The organism is Kitasatospora sp. NPDC041917, from assembly GCF_055589745.1.
The window spans coordinates 126007-145055 of record NZ_JBVJBI010000007.1 but is presented as its reverse complement, the minus strand read 5'-3'; the positions used below and the strand labels follow the sequence as shown (position 1 = coordinate 145055).

13 protein-coding genes are annotated in these 19049 nt (G+C 74.1%); 6 read left to right on the top strand and 7 right to left on the bottom strand.

The features are described from left to right. Positions 1-295 precede the first annotated feature (295 nt). Both ACZ6EM_RS11050 and ACZ6EM_RS11045 read left to right on the top strand, forming a co-directional pair. The gene (locus tag ACZ6EM_RS11050) at positions 296-1249 is read left to right on the top strand and encodes an amino acid ABC transporter permease (RefSeq protein ID WP_401044441.1); all 954 of its coding nucleotides are present in this window, start codon (positions 296-298) and stop codon (positions 1247-1249) included. Continuing rightward, entirely contained in the window at positions 1246-3171 is a 1926-nt protein-coding gene (locus tag ACZ6EM_RS11045) for an FAD/NAD(P)-binding protein (RefSeq protein WP_465772259.1), read from the top strand. Before ACZ6EM_RS11050 ends, ACZ6EM_RS11045 begins: the two co-directional genes overlap by 4 nt. Positions 3172-3189: 18 nt before the next feature. Here the strand turns inward: ACZ6EM_RS11045 and ACZ6EM_RS11040 are convergent, their stop codons facing one another. Then, positions 3190-5046 carry a serine/threonine-protein kinase gene (locus ACZ6EM_RS11040; RefSeq protein WP_465772258.1) on the bottom strand — a complete coding sequence of 619 codons (1857 nt, stop codon included), beginning with the start codon at positions 5044-5046 and terminating at the stop codon, positions 3190-3192. 175 nt (positions 5047-5221) lie between these two features. On the opposite strand from ACZ6EM_RS11040, the gene ACZ6EM_RS11035 reads away from it, so the two are divergent. Beyond that, positions 5222-7501, top strand: coding sequence for an FdhF/YdeP family oxidoreductase (locus ACZ6EM_RS11035; protein ID WP_465772257.1), 2280 nt, complete (start codon positions 5222-5224; stop codon positions 7499-7501). A gap of 105 nt (positions 7502-7606) precedes the next feature. Here ACZ6EM_RS11035 and ACZ6EM_RS11030 read toward each other — a convergent pair whose 3' ends face one another. Continuing rightward, complete coding sequence (locus ACZ6EM_RS11030; protein WP_465772256.1) at positions 7607-9160, bottom strand: C40 family peptidase; 1554 nt, start codon at positions 9158-9160, stop codon at positions 7607-7609. Between the two features lie 337 nt (positions 9161-9497). Between ACZ6EM_RS11030 and ACZ6EM_RS11025 the strand changes: the two genes are divergently transcribed. Together ACZ6EM_RS11025 and ACZ6EM_RS11020 are read left to right on the top strand one after the other, a co-directional pair. Next, the gene (locus ACZ6EM_RS11025) at positions 9498-10679 is read left to right on the top strand and encodes an inorganic phosphate transporter (RefSeq protein WP_359904449.1); all 1182 of its coding nucleotides are present in this window, start codon (positions 9498-9500) and stop codon (positions 10677-10679) included. Between the two features lie 188 nt (positions 10680-10867). After that, positions 10868-11119 (top strand): hypothetical protein, encoded by a 252-nt coding sequence (locus ACZ6EM_RS11020; RefSeq protein ID WP_359904451.1) that lies wholly within the window; start codon positions 10868-10870, stop codon positions 11117-11119. A gap of 70 nt (positions 11120-11189) precedes the next feature. On the opposite strand, the gene ACZ6EM_RS11015 is transcribed toward ACZ6EM_RS11020, so the two are convergent. After that, positions 11190-12689, bottom strand: coding sequence for an MDR family MFS transporter (locus ACZ6EM_RS11015; RefSeq protein WP_465772255.1), 1500 nt, complete (start codon positions 12687-12689; stop codon positions 11190-11192). A 210-nt stretch (positions 12690-12899) separates the two neighbouring features. Beyond that, positions 12900-13349 (bottom strand): MarR family winged helix-turn-helix transcriptional regulator, encoded by a 450-nt coding sequence (locus tag ACZ6EM_RS11010; RefSeq protein ID WP_380550118.1) that lies wholly within the window; start codon positions 13347-13349, stop codon positions 12900-12902. A gap of 126 nt (positions 13350-13475) precedes the next feature. Between ACZ6EM_RS11010 and ACZ6EM_RS11005 the strand changes: the two genes are divergently transcribed. Continuing rightward, on the top strand, positions 13476-14516 hold the full coding sequence (locus tag ACZ6EM_RS11005; protein ID WP_401047692.1) for a DUF3533 domain-containing protein: 1041 nt from the start codon (positions 13476-13478) through the stop codon (positions 14514-14516). A 122-nt stretch (positions 14517-14638) separates the two neighbouring features. Here the strand turns inward: ACZ6EM_RS11005 and ACZ6EM_RS11000 are convergent, their stop codons facing one another. The 3 genes from ACZ6EM_RS11000 to lon all read right to left on the bottom strand — a co-directional run bounded on the left by ACZ6EM_RS11000 (position 14639) and on the right by lon (position 19035). Then, positions 14639-15853, bottom strand: a complete 1215-nt coding sequence (locus tag ACZ6EM_RS11000; RefSeq protein ID WP_452177035.1) for an ROK family transcriptional regulator — start codon at positions 15851-15853, stop codon at positions 14639-14641. An 18-nt stretch (positions 15854-15871) separates the two neighbouring features. Beyond that, positions 15872-16441, bottom strand: coding sequence for a GtrA family protein (locus ACZ6EM_RS10995; protein ID WP_401044865.1), 570 nt, complete (start codon positions 16439-16441; stop codon positions 15872-15874). 143 nt (positions 16442-16584) lie between these two features. Continuing rightward, a complete protein-coding gene (lon, locus tag ACZ6EM_RS10990) occupies positions 16585-19035 on the bottom strand; it encodes an endopeptidase La (RefSeq protein ID WP_401044868.1) in 2451 nt (816 codons plus the stop codon). Positions 19036-19049 lie beyond the last annotated feature (14 nt).

The window sequence follows — 19049 nt, the reverse complement described above, 5'->3', positions numbered from 1 at the left end:
CGCGGCTGACCAGGGGCTGCTCGGCGTACATGGCCTCAAGTTGAGCAGTCGGCCGATCGGTACGTCAACCATCCATCATTGCCGCACTGTTGCGATCTCCTGTCGCTTTTCCGACGCGCCCCGGCCGGGCCCTCCGCCGTCCCGATCACCCTTGACAGCCGTCGATCGCGCATGCGTACGATCGGCGCGGAGTGCAGTGCCATGCGCCGGCCGTGTTGAGGGACACGGGCCGCGCCCGCGTACGTGACCACCGCCGTACATCTCCCCGCCCGCACTCCGCCCAGGAGCCGCCGCCATGGCCACCCCGCAGGACGTCCTGCCCGCCCCCTCCCCACTCGACCGCCCCGCCGCGCCGCCCGCCGCCGAGGCCCGGATCGTCGCCCGCCGCAGGCCCGGCCAGTGGGCCGCCGCCGCCGTCGCCCTGCTGCTGGCCGCGATGGCGGTCAACTCGGTGATCCGCAACAAGGCCTTCCAGTGGAGCGTGGTCGCCGACTGGTTCACCGCCCGGTCCGTGCTCGACGGACTCGCCCTGACCCTCTGGCTGACGGCCGTCACCCTCGCCCTCGGCTTCGTGCTCGGCACCCTCCTCGCCACCATGCGGCTGTCCGCCAACCCGGTGCTGCGCACGCTGAGCTGGGTCTACATCTGGGTGTTCCGCTCCACCCCGCCGCTGGTGCAGCTGCTGTTCTTCTTCAACATCGGCGCGCTCTACCCCACCCTCGGCCTCGGCGTCCCGTTCGGCCCCGAGTTCGTCACGGTCAGGACCGTCAACCTGATGGGCCCCACCCTGACCGCCGTCATCGGCCTCACCCTGCTGGAGACCGCGTACGCCGCCGAGGTGATCCGCGGCGGCATCCTGTCCGTCGACCGCGGCCAGCTGGAGGCGGCGTCCGCACTCGGGCTCGGCCGGTGGCGGGTGCTGCGCCGGATCGTGGTGCCGCAGGCGATGCGGGCGATCGTGCCGACCGCCGGGAACATGCTGATCGGCGCGCTCAAGGGCACCAGCATCGTCAGCGTGCTGGCCGTCTCCGACCTGCTCTACTCGGTGCAGCTGGTCTACCTCCAGTCGTACCGGGTCATCCCGATGCTGATGGTCGCCACCATCTGGTACCTGGTGGTCACCACCCTGCTGTCCGTCGGCCAGTACTACGTGGAACGGCACTTCGCCCGGGGCGCCACCCGCGACGGCCTGCCGCCCACCCCGCTGCAGCGGGCCCGCGCGGCCTTCGTGAAGGTGGTGCGGGCATGACGGCGCTGGTCATCGTCGGCGCCGGCCCGCGCGGCACCGGGCTGCTGGAGCGGATCGCCGCCAATGCGGCCGAACTCCTGCCCGAAGACCGCCCGTTGGCGATCCACCTGGTCGACCCGTACCCGCCGGGCGCGGGCCGGATCTGGCGCCACGACCAGTCCCCGCTGCTGCGGATGAACTCCATGGCCGAGGACGTCACCATGTTCACCGACGAGCGCTCCACCCTCGAAGGGCCGGTCCGCCCCGGCCCCTCGCTCGCCGAATGGGCCGCGCGGCAGGAGGAGTTCGCGCCCTACCGGGAGGTCGCCGACCCGGCCGTCCGGGCCGAGCTGCGCACCCTCGCGCCCGCGGACTTCCCCACCCGCCGGGCCCAGAGCGCCTACCTGGACTGGGTGTTCCGCCGCGCCGTCGCCGAACTGCCGGCGCACATCGCGGTCACCGTCCACCGCGACACCGTCCGGCGGATCGAGGGCCCGGCCGACGGCCCGCAGAGCGTCCACCTCACCGACCGGACGCTCACCGCCGACCACGTCGTGCTCACCCTCGGCCACCTCGACTCGGCCCCGCACCCGCGCTTCGCCGCCGACGCCGCCTTCGCCGCCCGGCACGGCCGCTTCCACCTCCCGCCCGCCCACTCCGCCGACGTGACCGCCGAACTGGCCGCCCTCGCCCCCGGCGAGCAGGTGGTGCTGCGCGGCCTCGGCCTCGCCTCGGTGGACCTGGTCACGCTGCTCACCGAGGGCCGCGGCGGCCGCTTCGAGCCGATCGGGGACGGGCCCGCGCTGCGCTACCTGCCGTCCGGCCGCGAGCCGGTGCTCCACCTCGGCTCCCGGCGCGGCGTCCCGTACCACTCCAAGACCGGCTACCGGCTCCAGGGGCCGCCCGCCCCGCTCCCCCGGTACTTCGACGAGACCGCCGTGAACACCGTGCTCACCACCGGCGGACAGCTCGAACTGCGGCGCGACTTCTGGCCGTTGATGGCCAAGGAGATCGCCTTCGGGCACTACCACGAGCTGTTCCACGCCCACCCCGGGCGCACCGCCCTGCCCTGGCCGGAGTTCCTCCACCGCTACGACCGGCACCACTGGTACGGCCCCGAACTCGCCGCCCTGATCGCCGAGGCCGTCCCCGACCCGGCCGACCGGATCGACTTCGAACGGCTCGACCACCCGCTGGCCGGGCTCGAACTCGGCACCGACGAGGAGCTCCAGGCGCACCTGCGCGGGTACGTCACCGCCGACGCCGACCGCCGCGCCGACCCGGCGCACAGCGCCGACCTCGGCGCCTTCCTCGGCCTGCTCTCGCTGTTCGGCCAGCTCCCCCGGGTGATGGCGAGCGGCCGGCTCACCGCCCGGTCGATCGCCGAGGAGGTGGACGGGTGGTTCTTCGGCTACTTCAGCTTCCTCGCCTCCGGCCCGCCCGGCTTCCGGCTGCGCCAGCTGCTCGCCCTCTCCGAGGCCGGGGTGGTGCGCTTCCTCGGCGCGGACGTGCGGATCGAACGGGACGAGGCGAGCGGCACCTGGCGGGCCGGCGGCGCCACCGTGCCCGGCCACCGGGTCACCGCCACGGCGCTGGTCGAGGCGTACCTGCCCAAGCACGCGCTGGCCCGAACCCTGGACCCGGTGCTGCGCGACCTGCACCGCACCGGACGGATCGTCGAGGAGGTGGTCACCGACCCCGACTACACCCACCGCTCCGGCCTGGTCACCATCACCCCCGCGGACAGCCGGCTGCTCGACCCGGCCCTCGGCGGCGCCCCACACCCCCGCCGCACCGCCCTCGGCCCGCACACCAGCCTGCGCGCGGCCGCCGCCTTCGCCCGCCCGCGCACCAACGCCCCGGGCTTCCGGCAGAACGACGCCGCCGCCCGCGCCCTGCTCCACGCCCTGGCCGCCCTTCCGGCGCCGGCCCTGGCGGGCTGAGCGCCGTGGCGGCGGCGCTCAGGCCCCGAAGATCTCCTCCACCAGGTCCTCGTCCGAGACGTGGTCCGGTGCGTCGAACACCACGTCCGCGACGCCCTTCAGGCCGATCCCCCGGTCCAGCGCGTCCATGCAGGCCCGGGCCTCCTCGTCGGTGGCGAAGTCCCACAGCCGCAGCCGCCGCACCAGCACCAGCGCCTCCATCGGGCTCATCCGCGGCGTGCGGCGGCGCTGCCCCGGCCCCTTGCGGCCGGCCTGGGCCAGCTGCTGCTGGTAGCCGGCCAGGTCCCGCCAGGCCTGCACGGTGCTCGGGTGGTGCTCGCCCAGCACCCGGGCGAGGTCCGGCAGCAGCCCGTGCAGCTGGAGCACCGCGCCCTGCGGGTCGCCCCGGTTGGCCCGGTGCAGCGCGAGGTCGTGCCGGGCCTTCAGGACCCGCGGGTCGTACGGGCCCCAGGCGGCGTGCAGGTCGGGCAGCAGCTCGTTCATCAGCCGGATCGCGGTGACCGGCGCACCGCTCTCGCCGACGCACCAGACCAGGTGGTAGCGGGCGCCGAGGGTGTCCGGGTCGACCGGGCCGAGCGCCGAGCGCATGTCGTCCACCAGGGCGGTCAACAGCCGGACCGCGCCGTTCAGGTCCCCGGTCCGGCTGAGGTACCAGGCGAAGTCCCGCCAGGTGCACAGGGTGTCCCGGTCGCTCCGGCCGAGCACCGTCACGCACTCCTGGGCGAGCGTCTGCAGCAGCATCGCCGACTCGCCGGCCGTCGCCGCCCGGTAGGCGGCGGACCGGCGCTCGCGCAGTGCGGCCCGGACGGACTCGGCCGGCGGCGTGGCCGTCACCGGCGGCGTGGTCAGCGGGGGCAGCACCGACGGGACGGCGGGCGGCGCGGCGGGCACGGGCGCGGGCGGCAGGGCAGGCGCAGGCGCGGGCGCGGGCGCGGGGACGACCGGCGGGGCGCTCGGCGGCGGTGGCGCCACCGGCCCCGGACGCTCCACCACGGTCGGCGCCGGCGGCCGCGCCGAGGCCGCCCGGCCGCCCGGCCAGTCGGCCGGCTCGGCCAGCTCGGCGAGCCGCCGCTCGACCGTACGGGCGTCGGCCGGCCGGTCCGCCGGATCCTTCGCCAGCAGCTCCGCGACCAGCCCGGCCACCTGCGGCGGCAGCCCGAACTGCGCCGGGTCCAGCGGCGCCGGCGCCTCGTTGAGGTGCTGGTACATCAGCACCGGCGTCGAGTCCCCGCCGAACGGCCGTGCCCCGGTGAAGAGTTCGATCAGGACGCAGCCCAGCGCGTAGAGGTCGGCCCGCCCGTCCACCCGGCCGCCGGTCCAGCGCTCCGGCGCCATGTACGCCGGGCTGCCGACGATCGTCCCGGTGGTGGTCAGCCCGCCCGCGCCGGTGTCCAGCTGGGCGATGCCGAAGTCCAGCACCTTCAGCTGCCCGGCGTCGGTGATCATCACGTTGTCCGGCTTGATGTCCCGGTGCACCATGCCCGCGTCGTGCGCGGCCGCCAGCGCTCCGCCGATCTGCCGCCCCCAGCGCAGGCTGAGCGCGGGCTCCGGCACCCCCGCCCGCAGCACCTCGGTGAGGGTGCGGCCGGTGAGCAGCTCCATCACCAGGTAGGTGACCTCCTCGCCGCCGAGCTCGCACTGCCCCAGGTCGTGCACCGTGACGATGTGCGGGTGCGAGAGGTTGCCGGCCGCACCGGCCTCCCGGACGAACCGCAGCGCGGCCTTCGCCCGGTCACCGCCGTGGTGCCCGATGACCTTGACCGCCACCGGCCGCCCCATCCGGGTGTCCCGGGCCCGCCACACCACCCCGAACCCGCCTTGCCCGAGCTTCTCCACCAGCTCGTACCGGCCGTCCAGGACGTCCCCGACTCGCACGCGCCCTCCCCTCCCGCCATGACGCCCAGACTCTACCGACGCCGCCCACCGCCCTTCCCCCCGCCGTCGCCCTCCCCTCCGCCTCTCCCCCGGGCCCCGGCCAGGTGGAAGGATGGAATCGAATCCCCGCGCGAACGCGGCGGTGCGAACCCAGCAGAGCCCGAGGAGAGCGGCCATGGCCAAGCAGGCCCCGCAGAGCGACCCGGCGCAGGACGCCCCCGAGGTGTCCACGCCCCAGCACGCGGCCGCCGGACTGCCCGCCGTCGGCCACAGCCTGCGGATGGCCGCCGAGCAGATGGGCGCCCGCCGCACCCTGGCCACCCTGCGCAAGGTCAACCAGCAGAACGGCTTCGACTGCCCCGGCTGCGCCTGGCCGGAGCCGGACAAGCCGCACACCGCCGAGTTCTGCGAGAACGGCGCCAAGGCCGTCGCCGAGGAGGCCACCGAGCGGCGCGTCCACGCCGACTTCTTCGCCGCCCACCCGGTCGCCGACCTGGCCGGGCGTTCCGGCTACTGGCTGGGCCAGCAGGGCCGGCTCACCGCGCCGATGCTGCTCGACGAGGGCGCCACCCACTACACGCCGGTCTCCTGGGACGACGCCTTCGCGCTGATCGCCGAGGAGCTGAGGGCCCTGGACACCCCGGACGGCGCCGCCTTCTACACCTCCGGCCGGACCAGCAACGAGGCCGCCTTCGCCTACCAGCTGTTCGCCCGCCGGCTCGGCACCAACAACCTGCCGGACTGCTCCAACATGTGCCACGAGTCCTCCGGCTCGGCGCTCACCGAGACGCTCGGCGTCGGCAAGGGCAGCGTCAGCCTGAAGGACCTCTACCAGGCCGACCTGATCATCGTGGCCGGTCAGAACCCGGGCACCAACCACCCCCGGATGCTCTCCGCGCTGGAGCGCGCCAAGCGGGCCGGCGCCACGATCGTCAGCGTCAACCCGCTGCCGGAGGCGGGCCTGGAGCGGTTCAAGAACCCCCAGCACGCGCGCGGCCTGGCCGGCCAGGGCACCAAGCTGACCGACCTCTTCCTGCAGATCCGCCTCGGCGGCGACCTCGCGCTGTTTCGCGCGCTGAACCGGATCGTCCTGGAGCGGGACGGCGTCGACCGCGACTTCGTCGCCGAACACTGCTACGGCTTCGAGGAGTTCGAGGCCCAGGCGCGCGGGACCGACCGCGAAGAGGTGCTCGCCGCGACCGGACTGCCCTGGGAGCAGATAGAAGAGCTCGGCGAGCTGGTGCTGAAGTCCGAGAAGATCATCGTCTGCTGGGCGATGGGCCTCACCCAGCACAAGCACGCCGTGCCGACCATCCGCGAGGTCGTCAACTTCCTGCTGCTGCGCGGCAACGTCGGCCGCCCCGGCGCCGGGGTCTGCCCGGTGCGCGGGCACAGCAACGTCCAGGGCGACCGGACGATGGGCATCTTCGAACGCCCCACCGCCGCCTTCCTGGACGCGCTGGGCGAGGAGTTCCGCTTCGAGCCGCCGCGCGAGCACGGCCTCGACTCGGTGGACACCATCCGCGCGATGCGCGACGGCAGGGTCGGGGTCTTCTTCGCGATGGGCGGCAACTTCGTCGCGGCCACCCCGGACACCGAGGTCACCGAGGCCGCGATGCGCCGCTGCCGGCTGACCGTCCACGTCTCCACCAAGCTCAACCGCTCGCACGTGGTCACCGGCGCCCGCGCCCTGATCCTGCCCACCCTGGGGCGCACCGACCGGGACGTCACCGCGCGCGGCGCCCAGTTCGTCAGCGTCGAGGACTCGATGGGCCAGGTGCACGCCTCGCGCGGCGGCCTGCGCCCGCCCGCCCCCGGACTGCTCTCCGAGACCGCGATCGTCTGCCGGCTCGCCCGCGCCGTGCTCGGGCCGCAGGACACCGTGCCGTGGGAGGACTTCGCCGCCGACTACGACACCCTGCGGGACCGGATCGCCCGCGTCGTGCCGGGCTTCGCGGACTACAACGAGAAGGTCCGCCGCCCCGGCGGCTTCACCCTGCCGCACGGCCCCCGGGACACCCGCACCTTCCCGACCGCGACCGGCAGGGCCAACTTCTCCGTCAACCCGCTGACCGCCCCCGAGGTCCCGCCGGGCCGGCTGCTGCTCCAGACGCTGCGCTCGCACGACCAGTACAACACCACCGTCTACGGCCTCGACGACCGCTACCGCGGCATCAAGGGCGGCCGCCGGGTGGTCCTGGTCAACCCCGCGGACGCCGACGAGCTCGGGCTCACCGACGGCGGGTACGTCGACCTGGTCGGCGAGTGGAGCGACGGCGTGGAGCGCCGCGCCCCGCACTTCCGGGTCGTCCACTACCCCGTCGCCCGCGGCGGCGCGGCGGCCTACTACCCCGAGACCAACGTCCTGGTGCCGCTCGACTCCACCGCCGACATCAGCAACACGCCGACCTCCAAGGCCGTCGTGATCCGCTTCGCCCCCGACAGCGGCGCGTAGCCGCCGGCCGCCCCGGGCGGCACAGCACGCAGGCCGCCCCACGTCCGGTGACGTGGGGCGGCCTGCGTGTCGCGGTGTCAGTGCCGCGGTGTCAGTACCGCGGTGTCAGTGCGTCGGCGTGCCCAGCGGCAGCGTGGCCGTCGCGCTGCCCGGGGCCGAGGCGGTCGCCGAGCCGGTGCCGCTCGGGCTCCCCGTCGGGGTGCCCGTCCCCGTCGGGGTGGGCGTGCCGGTCCCGCTCGGGGTGCCGGTCCCGCTCGGGGTGCCCGGCCCGGTCGGCGTTCCGGTCGGCGTGCCGGTCGGGGTCGAGGTGGGCGTGCCGCCGGACGGCGTCCCCGGGTCGGTCGGCGTACCGGTGCCGCCCGGCGTGGTCGGCGTCCCGCCCGGCGTCTGCGGCACGGCCGGCGGCGTCACCTCGCCGCCGGGGGCCGGCGTGGCCGGCAGCTGGTGGGCCGGGCTCGGCGCTATCGGCGTGACGGCGTCCCAGCCCGACGGGAGGTCGGGCACCTTCCAGGCGCCGCCGGCGTCGTCCGCCGCGCCGGACGGGTCGGGACGGACGGCCCCGAGGATCGGCATCGAACCGATCGGCGAGATCTTGATGAACGCGCCGGGCCGCGGCGCCTGCACGATCAGCCCGCCGCCGATGTACATCCCGATGTGCGAGGCGTCCTGGAAGTACACCACCAGGTCGCCGGGCCGCAGCTGGTTGAGCGCCACGTGCGGCAGCTGCGCCCACTGCTCCTGGCTGGTGCGCGGGATCGGCTTGCCCGCGTGCAGCCAGGCCTGCGAGGTGAGGCCCGAGCAGTCGTAGGCGTCCGGGCCGGTACCGCCCCACAGGTACGGCTTGCTCACCTGCGCCAGCGCGAAGGCGATGGCCGCGCGCCCCTGCTGGGAGGGCGTGCGCTCGCCCTTGCCGAGCGCCCCGGAGGCGAGGAAGGCGAGCTGCGCCTCGTCCGCCTTGGCCTTCTCCAGCTGCTCCAGCTCGGTCCGCTGGGCGCCGGTCAGCGAGGAGACCATCTGCTCGACCGCCGTGAGGTCGGCGGACGCCTTGGCCTTGGCCGCGTCCTGCTGGGCGACCAGCGTCCGGGCGGTCGCCAGCGCCTCCTCGGTCTGCTTCTTCAGCCCGTCCAGCGCGTCCCGGTCGCTCTTCAGCTTGTCCAGGAACTCCGACTGCGAGCGGCTGGCCGAGGCGAGCAGCTCGGCGATGACGACCGCCTCGTACGGGTCCTTGGAGAGCAGCAGCTCCGCGTAGGCCGACGCGGCCCCGTTGCGGTACTGCGCGGCGGCGAGCTGCGAGGCGATGTCGGTGCCCGCGTCGACCTGCTTCTGCTGGCGGTCCAGCCGGCCCTGGAGGTCGGTGAGCGCGGTCTGCTGGTCCGCCGCCTTGGCGACGGCGCCGTTGTACTGCTCGGTGGCGGCCTCGGCGCTCTGGTAGAGCCCGTGCAGCCGGTCGAGCAGCGGGCCGAGGGTGGCCTTGGCGGCGGCGAGCGGGTCGGCGTCGGCGGCGATCCGGCCGGCTCCCGGGTCGGGCGCGGCCCAGGCGGCCTGGGCGCCCACCGGCAGTGCGAGCGCCGCGGCCGCGAGGACGGCTCCGCAGCGCAGCGCCGCCCGCACCCAGGGCCGTACGCGTGCCGTCTCCGCTCTCTGTCCCGCCCCGCCCATGGCCTGGTCCTCCCCGCCGCGCACTGCCCCTGTCCCGGCTTCCCGGATCCCGCAGATCCTCCCACGGGTTACTCGCCGGAAACAGGGCGCATGCGGACCGGGAGGTTAATTCTCGATGGACCTGTGAGACAGCTCTCAGCAAACCGGGTCGAACCGGCGCGTTCTTCGCTAATGTCCAGTTCAGCGCGCCGTATGTCACCTCGATGAAATCCAGTGGTCACTGCGAGTCAACCATCGGAACCACGATTCCCGGCCCAGTTCACCTTCCGTTTACCAAGCAGACCTACGGTCGCGACGTCACCAACGTCCGTGCGACAACTACGACGATTGTTTGGGTATGGAACACATCTCGTTCCTGGTAGCCGTTGTGATCATCACGGCGCTCGCCTTCGACTTCACCAACGGGTTCCACGACACCGCCAACGCGGCCGCCACCGCGATCGCGACCGGAGCTCTTCGCCCGAAGGTCGCGGTCACCATCGCGGCCCTGCTCAACTTCGCGGGCGCGTTCCTGTCCGTGAAGGTCGCCACCACCATCTCCGGCGGCATCGTCAACGAGAAGGCCGGCGTCCATCCCGAGATCATCTTCGCGGCCCTGGCCGGCGCCATCCTCTGGAACCTGCTGACCTGGCTGCGCGGACTGCCGTCCAGTTCCTCGCACGCGCTGTACGGCGGCCTGATCGGCGCCACGATCGTCGGCGTCGGCATGAACGGCGTCAACTTCGACACCGTGGTGACCAAGATCCTCATCCCCGCGGTCGCCTCCCCGTTCGTCGCCGGCCTGGCCTCCTGGGGCGCCACCAAGCTGGCGTACGTGATCACCCGCAAGGGCGACTCCGCGACCACCGAGAAGGGCTTCAAGACCGGCCAGATCTTCTCCTCCTCGCTGATCTCGCTCGCCCACGGCACCAATGACGCCCAGAAGACGATGGGCATCATCACCCTGACCCTGGTCTCGGTCGGCGCCCTGCCGCACGGCGCGCTGCCGCCCACCTGGGTGATCGTCTCCGCCGGCGCCGCGATCGCGCTCGGCACCTACATGGGCGGCTGGCGGATCATCCGCTCGATGGGCAAGGGCCTGGCGGACATCCGCCCGCCGCAGGGCTTCGCCTCCGAGTCGGCCGCCGCGACCGTCATCCTGACCTCCTCGCACATGGGCTTCGGCCTCTCCACCACCCAGGTCTGCTCCGGCGGCATCATGGGCGCCGGCCTCGGCGGCCCGAAGGGCGAGCTGCGCTGGAGCCTGGTCCGCCGCATGGTCTACACCTGGGGCCTGACCCTGCCGGCCGCCGCCGTGGTCTCCGGCGGCGCCGCCCTGCTGGCCGAGCAGGGCAGCTGGGGCGTCGCCCTGGTCGGCGTCGTGCTGGTGGCCGGCGCGGGCGCGATGTGGGTGATCTCCCGCCGCCAGCCGGTCGGCGCGGACAACGTCAACGACGTCGACGTCACCCCGGTCGAGGTCGCACCGGCCGGCGCCGCCGCGAACACCCCCACCCCCGCCTCGACCACGGTCGCGGCCTGAGCGCCGCAGGCCCAGGGCGTGTCTTGCGGGTCCTTGCCGGGTCCGCGGCGTTGGGGCACACACCTCGCCGCGTTGTCGTCGGTCGCCAATACTCCGCAGTGGCTCCCTCCTCCGCCTTGCGATGCACGCACCCCAACGCCGCGCCCTGATCCGACAAAACCCACAAGACACGCCCCGGAGCACTCACCATGCACATCAAGTGGAACGCCCTGGCCCAGACCGCCGGATTCAGCTTCGGCATCACCGTCGCCGTCGTCTGCGTCTTCGCGCTCGGCATCCTGGCGCTGTCCCGCCGCGAGGCCGCCCTGGTCGCCGCCCGTGAGGGCGGGGGCGCCGGGGCCGCGGGCGGCGGCAGGCTCGCCCTGGCCGGCGCCTGCGTCTGCTTCGCGCTGTGCGGCGGGGCCGTCCTCTACGGGCTGTCGCTGATCGCCGGCAAGTAGCCGCACCCGGCACGACGGGCCGGGGAGTGCCTTCGCACTCCCCGGCCCGTTCGCGTATCCCGGCGGCCGGTCAGCTCTCCTGGGTGGTGGTCCTCAGCGCGGTCTCCCGGATGAACAGCACGGTGACGAAGGCCAGTGCCGCGAACGGGGCGGCGCACAGGAAGATGGTGCCGACGCCGTGGCCGAAGGCGTCCGTCACCAGCGGCACGATCGGGGCGGGCAGCTTGGCCAGGTCCGGGATGCCGCCGCCGGAGGCCGCGGGCGACGCCGGGACGTGCGCCGCGGCCAGGTTCTCGGCCAGGTAGTGGGAGACCTTGTTGGACATCAGCGCGCCGAGCGCGGAGACGCCCATCGCACCGCCCATGGTGCGGAAGAAGGTGACCACCGAGCTGGCCGCGCCGAGCTCGTTGCGGGGCACCGTGTTCTGCACCGCGAGCACCAGGTTCTGGCTGGTCAGGCCGAGGCCGACGCCGGTGATCGCCATGTAGACGGAGAGCAGCACGTAGCTGGTGTCGGCCCGGGCGGTGCCGAGCAGCGCGAAGCCGACGGCGAGCAGCGCGGTGCCGGAGACCAGGTAGGCCTTCCACTTGCCGTACTTGGTGATCAGCCGGCCGACGACCGCGGAGGAGACGGCCAGGCCGAGGATCATCGGCAGGGTCATCAGGCCGGCCATGGTCGGGGACTTGGCGCGGGCCAGCTGGAAGTACTGGCTGAGGAAGGTGGTCGCGCCGTACATCCCGACGCCGACCAGCACGCTGGCCAGCGCGGCCAGGGTGACGGTGCGGTGCTTGAAGAGGCTCGGCGGGATGATCGGCTCGGCGGCGCGGCGCTCGATCACGACGGCCAGGGCGCCCAGCAGCACGCCGCCGCCGACCATGGCCGCGGTCTGCCAGGAGAGCCAGGCGTAGTTCTTGCCGGCCAGGGTGATCCAGATCATCAGCAGGCTGACCGAGCCGGTGATGACCAGGGCGCCCAGGTAGTCGATCTTCGCCTTGCGCTTGACCACCGGAAGCTTGAGGGTGCGCTGCACCACCAGGATCGCGACCAGCGCGAACGGGATGCCGACGTAGAAGCACCAGCGCCAGCCGAGCCAGGAGGTGTCCACGATGACGCCGCCGATCAGCGGTCCGCCGATGGTGGCGAGGGCGAAGACCGCGCCGAAGTAGCCGCTGTAGCGGCCGCGCTCGCGCGCCGGGACCATCGCGGCCAGGCAGATCTGGCCGAGCGCCACCACACCGCCGGCGCCGATGCCCTGGAGCGCGCGGCAGGCGATCAGCTCGCCGGTGTTCTGCGAGAGGCCGGCCAGCGCCGAGGTGCCGATGTAGATCAGCAGGGCGATCTGGAGCAGCAGCTTCTTGCTGACGAGGTCGGAGAGCTTGCCCCAGATCGGGGTGGAGGCGGTGAGGGTGAGCAGGGCCGCGGTGATCACCCAGGTGTACGCGGACTGGCCGCCGTGCAGGTCGGCGAGGATGTGCGGCAGGGCGTTGGAGACGACGGTCGAGGAGAGCACGGCCACGAAGAGGCCGAGCAGCAGGCCGGAGAGCGCCTCCATCACCTGACGGTGCGTCATCTGTTGACTGTCGGCCGCTGCGGCGGTTCCGCTCGCGGCCTCGGTGGTCACGGTCATCTGGGTCCTTCGGCGAGCGCGCGGGATACGCGGATCATGAAATTTCGTTGCCGTAAGCAACCATAAGACTGGATGGTTGAATTAGGCAACTTTCTTCAAGGGAAAGTAAAGCCCTCGCCCACGGGCCCCGGAGGCCTGCGCGACCACCGCCGGTCACTCGGCCGGCGGCTCCCCCAGCACGTCGTTGAAGCGGTGCAGCAGCTCCGCGAAGCGGGTCACGTCCTCCGGCGACCAGCCGTCCATCACCTCGCGCACCCGCCGCATCCGGACGCCCTGCGCGGCCAGGTAGCGCCGCCGCCCGTCCTCGGTGAGCGAGACCAGCGCGGACCGGCGGTCCAGCGGGTCCGTCTCCCGGGCCACCAGGCCCAGCTCCTCCAGCGTCCGGATCTGCCGGCTCACCGTCGCCTTGCCGATCGAGAAGTGCACGCCGACGTCGGTCACCCGCACCGGCCCGGCCTGCTCGACGTAGCCGAGCAGGCTGTACGCCATCCCCTCCAGTCCGGGGTGCACCCGCCGTGAGAGTTCCGCCACTCTGGCCCGGCCCCGCCGGAACATCAGCGCGACCTCGCGCTCCACCGCCACCAGGGCATCCTCGTCGCTCACCGCGCCAGTATCGCGCAGCGGCACCGGCCGCGGCCCGGCGCGGGAGGTACGACAAGCCAACTACTTCATGGTATGAAGTATCGGTTCTGGAAGTACCGTTTTTCCCCGTTACGCAAGGAGATGTGGATGGCAGCCCCGGGGCAGGGTTTCCTCGCCGAACTGAAGAGTGCGGTCACCCCGCGCGCGGCACTGCTCGTGATCGGCGTGCTGCTGCTCCAGCTCGGCTTCATCACCTCGTACATCGGGGCGCTGCACAAGCCGGCCCCGCAGAACCTCTCCATCGCGGTGGTCGCCCCGCCGCAGGTCGCCCCCCAGCTGGTCGGGGCGCTGGAGTCGGTGCCGAACGACGCCGTCAAGGCCCTCACCGCGCCGGACGCCGAGACGGCGACCCAGCAGATCAAGGACCAGAAGATCTACGCGGCGCTGGTCGTGGACCCGACCGGCACCCAGGACACCCTGCTGGTCGGCGGCGCCCGCGGCCCGTCCGCGGCCAAGGCCGCCGAGACCATCACCACCGCGATCGACCAGAGCCAGGGCCGCACCGTGAAGGTCCAGGACGTGGTGCCGCTCGCCAAGGGCGACACCAACGGCCTCTCCGCCTTCTACCTGGTGATCGGCTGGTGCGTCGGCGGCTACCTGGTCGCCTCCATCCTGGGCATCAGCGCGGGCTCCAAGCCGGCCAACGTCCACCGCCTGGTGATCCGCCTCGGCGTGCTCGCGCTGTACTCGATCGGCGCCGGCGTGCTCGGCACGGTGATCGCCGGGCCGGTGCTGGACGCGCTGCCGGGCTCGATCCTCGGCCTGAGCGCCGTCGGTGCGCTGGTGGTGTTCTCGGTCGGCGCCTTCACCATGGCGCTCCAGTGCCTGTTCGACATCATCGGCATCGGCATCGCGGTGCTGATCTTCGTGGTGCTCGGCAACCCGAGCGCGGGCGGGGTCTACCCGGCGCCGATGATGCCGCCGTTCTGGCGGGCGATCAGCTCGTGGATCCCGAACGGCGCCGGCACCAGCGCGGCCAAGTCGGTCGCCTACTTCGACTCCACCAACCTGGGGCTGCCGATCCTGGTCCTGGTGGTCTGGGCACTGATCGGCATCGGCGTCGCCCTGCTGGCCGTCCTGCGCGGCCCGCGCTCCGGCGGCCGCGCGCTGGTCCCCACCGAGGACTGAGCCGCCCGCTCCCGACCCGTCACCGGGCCCCCGGCCACCACGGCCGGGGGCCCGGCGCGTGTTCCGGGGCCCGGCGCGCCCCGCGGGGTCGGCCGGGTCGGCCACGACGGCCCGGCCGCCTCTCACCCCGCCCCGAGCGGCCCCGGGTCGGCCACGATGGCCCGGACGACCCGCGCCGCCGCGCCCAGCAGCGGGCCCCGGCGGCCCAGCCGGGAGACCGTCAGCCGGTCCTCCGACCAGGGCCGCACCGTCACCCGGGCGGCCAGTTCGGCCCGCATCGCGGGCAGCAGCCAGGGCGCCAGCCGGGCGTAGCCGCCGCCCAGCACCACCTCGGCCGGGTCCAGCAGGTTGACCGCGCCGGCGGCCGCGGTGCCGAGCGCGGCACCGGCCCCGGCCAGCGCCGTGAGGGCGGACCGCTCCCCGGCCCCGGCCCGGTCGGCGAGCAGCGCCACCCAGTCGCCCCGGGCTCCGGTCAGACCGGCCGCCCGCAGCACCGCCGCCTCGCCCGCGTACTGCTCCAGGCAGCCGTTCGCCCCGCAGGCGCAGCGCGGCCCGTCGGGGTGGACCGGCACGTGGCCGAACTCGCCGGCGAAGCCGCCGGCCCCGCGCAGCAGCCGGCCGCCGACCACGATCGCCGCGCCCACCCCGGCCTCGGCGGAGACGTACAGGAAGTCGTCCGGGCCCGCGCCCAGCCAGCGCTCGGCCAGTCCGCCGAGGTTGGCCTCGTTGTCCGCCTCGATCGGCAGCCCGGCCAGGCCGCCGCCGGCGGTCCGCAGCGCCGGGCGCAGTGCGGCGGCCAGCGGGACGTCCTGCCAGTCCAGGTTGGCGGCCCGCTGGAGCACCCCGCCGGAGCCGCCGACCAGCCCGGGCACGGCCAGGGTGAGCCCGGCCGGGCGCAGCCCCGACTCGGTGACGGCCTCGTGCAGCAGGTGGGCGAGGTCGGCCATCACGGCGGCGGGCTCGCGCCCGTGGTTGGAGACCTCCCGGCGCCGCCAGGCGCGGACCTCCCCGCGCAGGTCCACCACGCAGGCGCCCAGGTGGCGCACCCCGATCTCGGCGCCGAGGCCGCCGGGCCCGTCCGGGTTGAGGCCGAGCGCGGTGCCGGGACGGCCGACCTTGCCGCTGGGCGCGGCGGGGCCCTCCTCGACCACCAGGCCGGCGGCGATCAGCTGTTCGGCGAGCGAGGAGACGGCGGCCCTGGTCAGGCCGGTCCCGGCGGCCACCTCCGCGCGCGAGCGCGGTCCGCCCGCGATCGTCCCGAGCACCAGGGCCAGGTTGGCCCGGCGCATCCCCTGCTGGCTGGCGGGCCCGGTCCGGACCGGGTCCGGCTCACGCATAAGGCTCACCTCGTCCCTTTACGGCACATCCGGTGGCATCCCGGGTGCAGCGTAGTCGGGTTCCGGGGGCACCGTCGTCGGCACCGGGACGGGCTCGGCCCGGGTCCGCCCGGCGGGCGGGACGAAGACCCACCGGCGCATCGCCCGGTAGCGGAACAGCATCGCCACGAAGGTGCCGACGACCATCCCGCTGAGGAAGTCCGCGACCTCCTGCTCGAAGGGCCCGATGTACGGCTCGCGCAGGTCCAGGAGGTAGCGGGAGACCACCAGCGGCACGTCGTTGACGGCGATCGCCACGGCGCTGACCAGGACGAACATCAGCACCTCGCGCTTGTGGCCGGCGGCCCGGAAGGCCCAGCGGCGGTTCAGCACGTACGAGACGACGGTGCCGATCACGGTCGCCACGGTCAGCGCGACCACCGGTTTGTGCTCCAGCACCGTGAACTTGAGCTCGAAGTCGATCACCGTGGTGAGCACGAAGCAGCCGCTCCCGACCAGCAGGAACTTCACCAGCCGGCGGTGGCGCACCAGGAAGGGGCGCAGCCGGTCGGGCACCCGGGCCAGGGCGCGCTGCGTGGGGGACGGCATCTCCGCAGTCTCGCACGCGGGGGTGCCGCCGGCCCTTCAGATCGCCGGTGGCCCGTTCGGGTCGCCGGCGGCCGTCGGACCGGCGGCTCCCGGAGCGCCGGCGCGTGGCCCGGGCCGCCGGTGCGGGCGGCCCGGGCCGGCGGTCAGGCGGCCACCAGCACCGTGGCCCCGGCCGGCTCCAGCGCCAGCTCCAGCACCTCCCGCACGTCCGCCACCGGGTGGACGGTGAGCCGCTCCAGCACCTCGGCCGGGACGTCGTCCAGGTCGGCCTCGTTGCGCCTGGGGATGATCACCGTGGTGACCCCGGCCCGGTCGGCGGCGAGCAGCTTCTGCTTCACCCCGCCGATCGGCAGCACCCGCCCGGTCAGCGACACCTCGCCGGTCATCGCCACGTCGGTGCGCACCCTGCGGCCCGAGAGCAGCGAGGCCAGCGCCGTGGTCATGGTGATGCCGGCGCTCGGCCCGTCCTTGGGGACGGCCCCGGCCGGGATGTGCAGGTGCACGCCGCGGTCCCGCAGCGAGGTGACCGGCAGCTCCAGCTCGGCGCCGCGCGAGCGCAGGTAGGAGAGCGCGATGTGCGCGGACTCCTTCATCACGTCGCCCAGCTGTCCGGTGAGGGTCAGCCCGGTGCCGCCGGTCTCGGCGTCGGCCAGCGAGGCCTCGATGTAGAGGACGTCGCCGCCGGCGCCGGTCACCGCGAGGCCGGTGGCCACGCCGGGGACGGCGGTGCGGCGCTCGGCCGGCTCCTGGGCGGACTCCGGCACGTGGTGCGGCCGGCCGATCAGGGCGCGCAGGTCCTGCGGGCCGACCTGGGCGGGCAGCTCGCGCTCGCCCAGTTCGGCCTGCGCGGCGATCCTGCGCAGCACCCGGGCGATCGAGCGCTCCAGGGTGCGCACGCCCGCCTCCCGGGTGTACTCCCCGGCGAGGCTGCGCAGCGCCGATTCGTCCACGGTGACCTGCCCGCCGCCGAGACCCGCCTTCTCCAGCTGGCGCGGGAGCAGGTGGTCGCGGGCGATGGCGACCTTCTCGTCCTCGGTGTAGCCGTCCAGCCGGACCAGCTCCATCCGGTCGAGCAGCGGCTCGGGGATGGCCTCCAGCACGTTGGCGGTGGCGAGGAAGACGACGTCGGAGAGGTCGAGCTCGACCTCCAGGTAGTGGTCCCGGAAGGTGTGGTTCTGCGCCGGGTCCAGCACCTCCAGCAGGGCGGCGGCCGGGTCGCCCCGGTAATCGGAGCCGACCTTGTCGATCTCGTCGAGCAGGACGACCGGGTTCATCGAGCCGGCCTCCTTGATCGCCCGCACCAGCCGGCCGGGCAGCGCGCCGACGTAGGTGCGCCGGTGGCCGCGGATCTCCGCCTCGTCCCGGACGCCGCCGAGCGCGACCCGGACGAACTTGCGGCCCATGGCGCGGGCCACCGACTCGCCGAGCGAGGTCTTGCCGACGCCGGGCGGGCCGACCAGGGCCAGCACCGCGCCGCCCGCCCGTCGCCCACCGGTACCGCTCGTGGGAAGCGCTCCGCGCTGCCCGTCCCGCGGGCCGCCGACCGGCCCGAGCCCCTGGTCGGCCCGGCGCTTGCGGACGGCCAGGTACTCGACGATGCGGTCCTTCACGTCGTCGAGGCCCGTGTGGTCGGCGTCCAGCACCGCGCGGGCGCCGGCGATGTCGTACTCGTCCTCGGTGCGCTCGCTCCAGGGCAGTTCCAGGACGGTGTCCAGCCAGGTCCGGATCCAGGAGCCCTCGGGCGACTGGTCGGAGGAGCGCTCCAGCTTGTCGACCTCCTTGAGCGCGGCCTCGCGGACCTTCTCGGGCAGGTCGGCGGCCTCGACCCGGGCGCGGTAGTCGCCCTCCTCGTCGGCCGCCTCGCCGTTCAGCTCGGCCAGTTCCTTGCGGACGGCCTCCAGCTGGCGGCGGAGCAGGAACTCCTTCTGCTGCTTGGCCACGCCCTCCTCGACGTCCTTGCGGATGGTGTCGTTGACCTCCTCCTCGGCGAGGTGGTCGCGCAGCAGGGTGAGCGCGTACTCCAGTCGGGCGACCTGGTCGGCCTCCAGCAGCACCTTGAGCTTCTGCTCGGCGGTGGCGAAGGGCGCGTAGCCGATGTTGTCGGCGAGCTCGCCGACGCCCTCGATCTGCGCCACCCGGTCGACGATCTGCCAGGCGCCGCGCTTGCGCAGCCACTGGGTGGACAGCGCCTTGTACTCCTTGACCAGCTCGGCGGCCCGGCCGGCCACCGGAGTGCCCACCGAGGACTCCCGGAACGGCGTGGTCTCCACCCAGAGGGCGGCGCCGGGGCCGGTGGTGCCGGCGCCGATCCGGACCCGGCGCACGGCGCGCACCAGCGCCGCCGGATCGCCGTCCGCCAGCCGGCCGACCTGCTCCACGGTGGCCAGGGTGCCGGCCGCCGCGTACGAGCCGTCCACCCGCGGGACCAGCAGGACCTGCGGCTTGGCGGTGCCGGTGGCGGCGGCCCGGGCGGCCTCGACCGCGGCGCGCACCTCGGCGTCCTTCAGGTCCAGCGGCACGACCATGCCCGGCAGGACGACCTCGTCGTCGAGCGGCAGCACGGGCAGGGTGAGCGGTGTGGACGTCGATGCCATGATCTCTCCCCAGT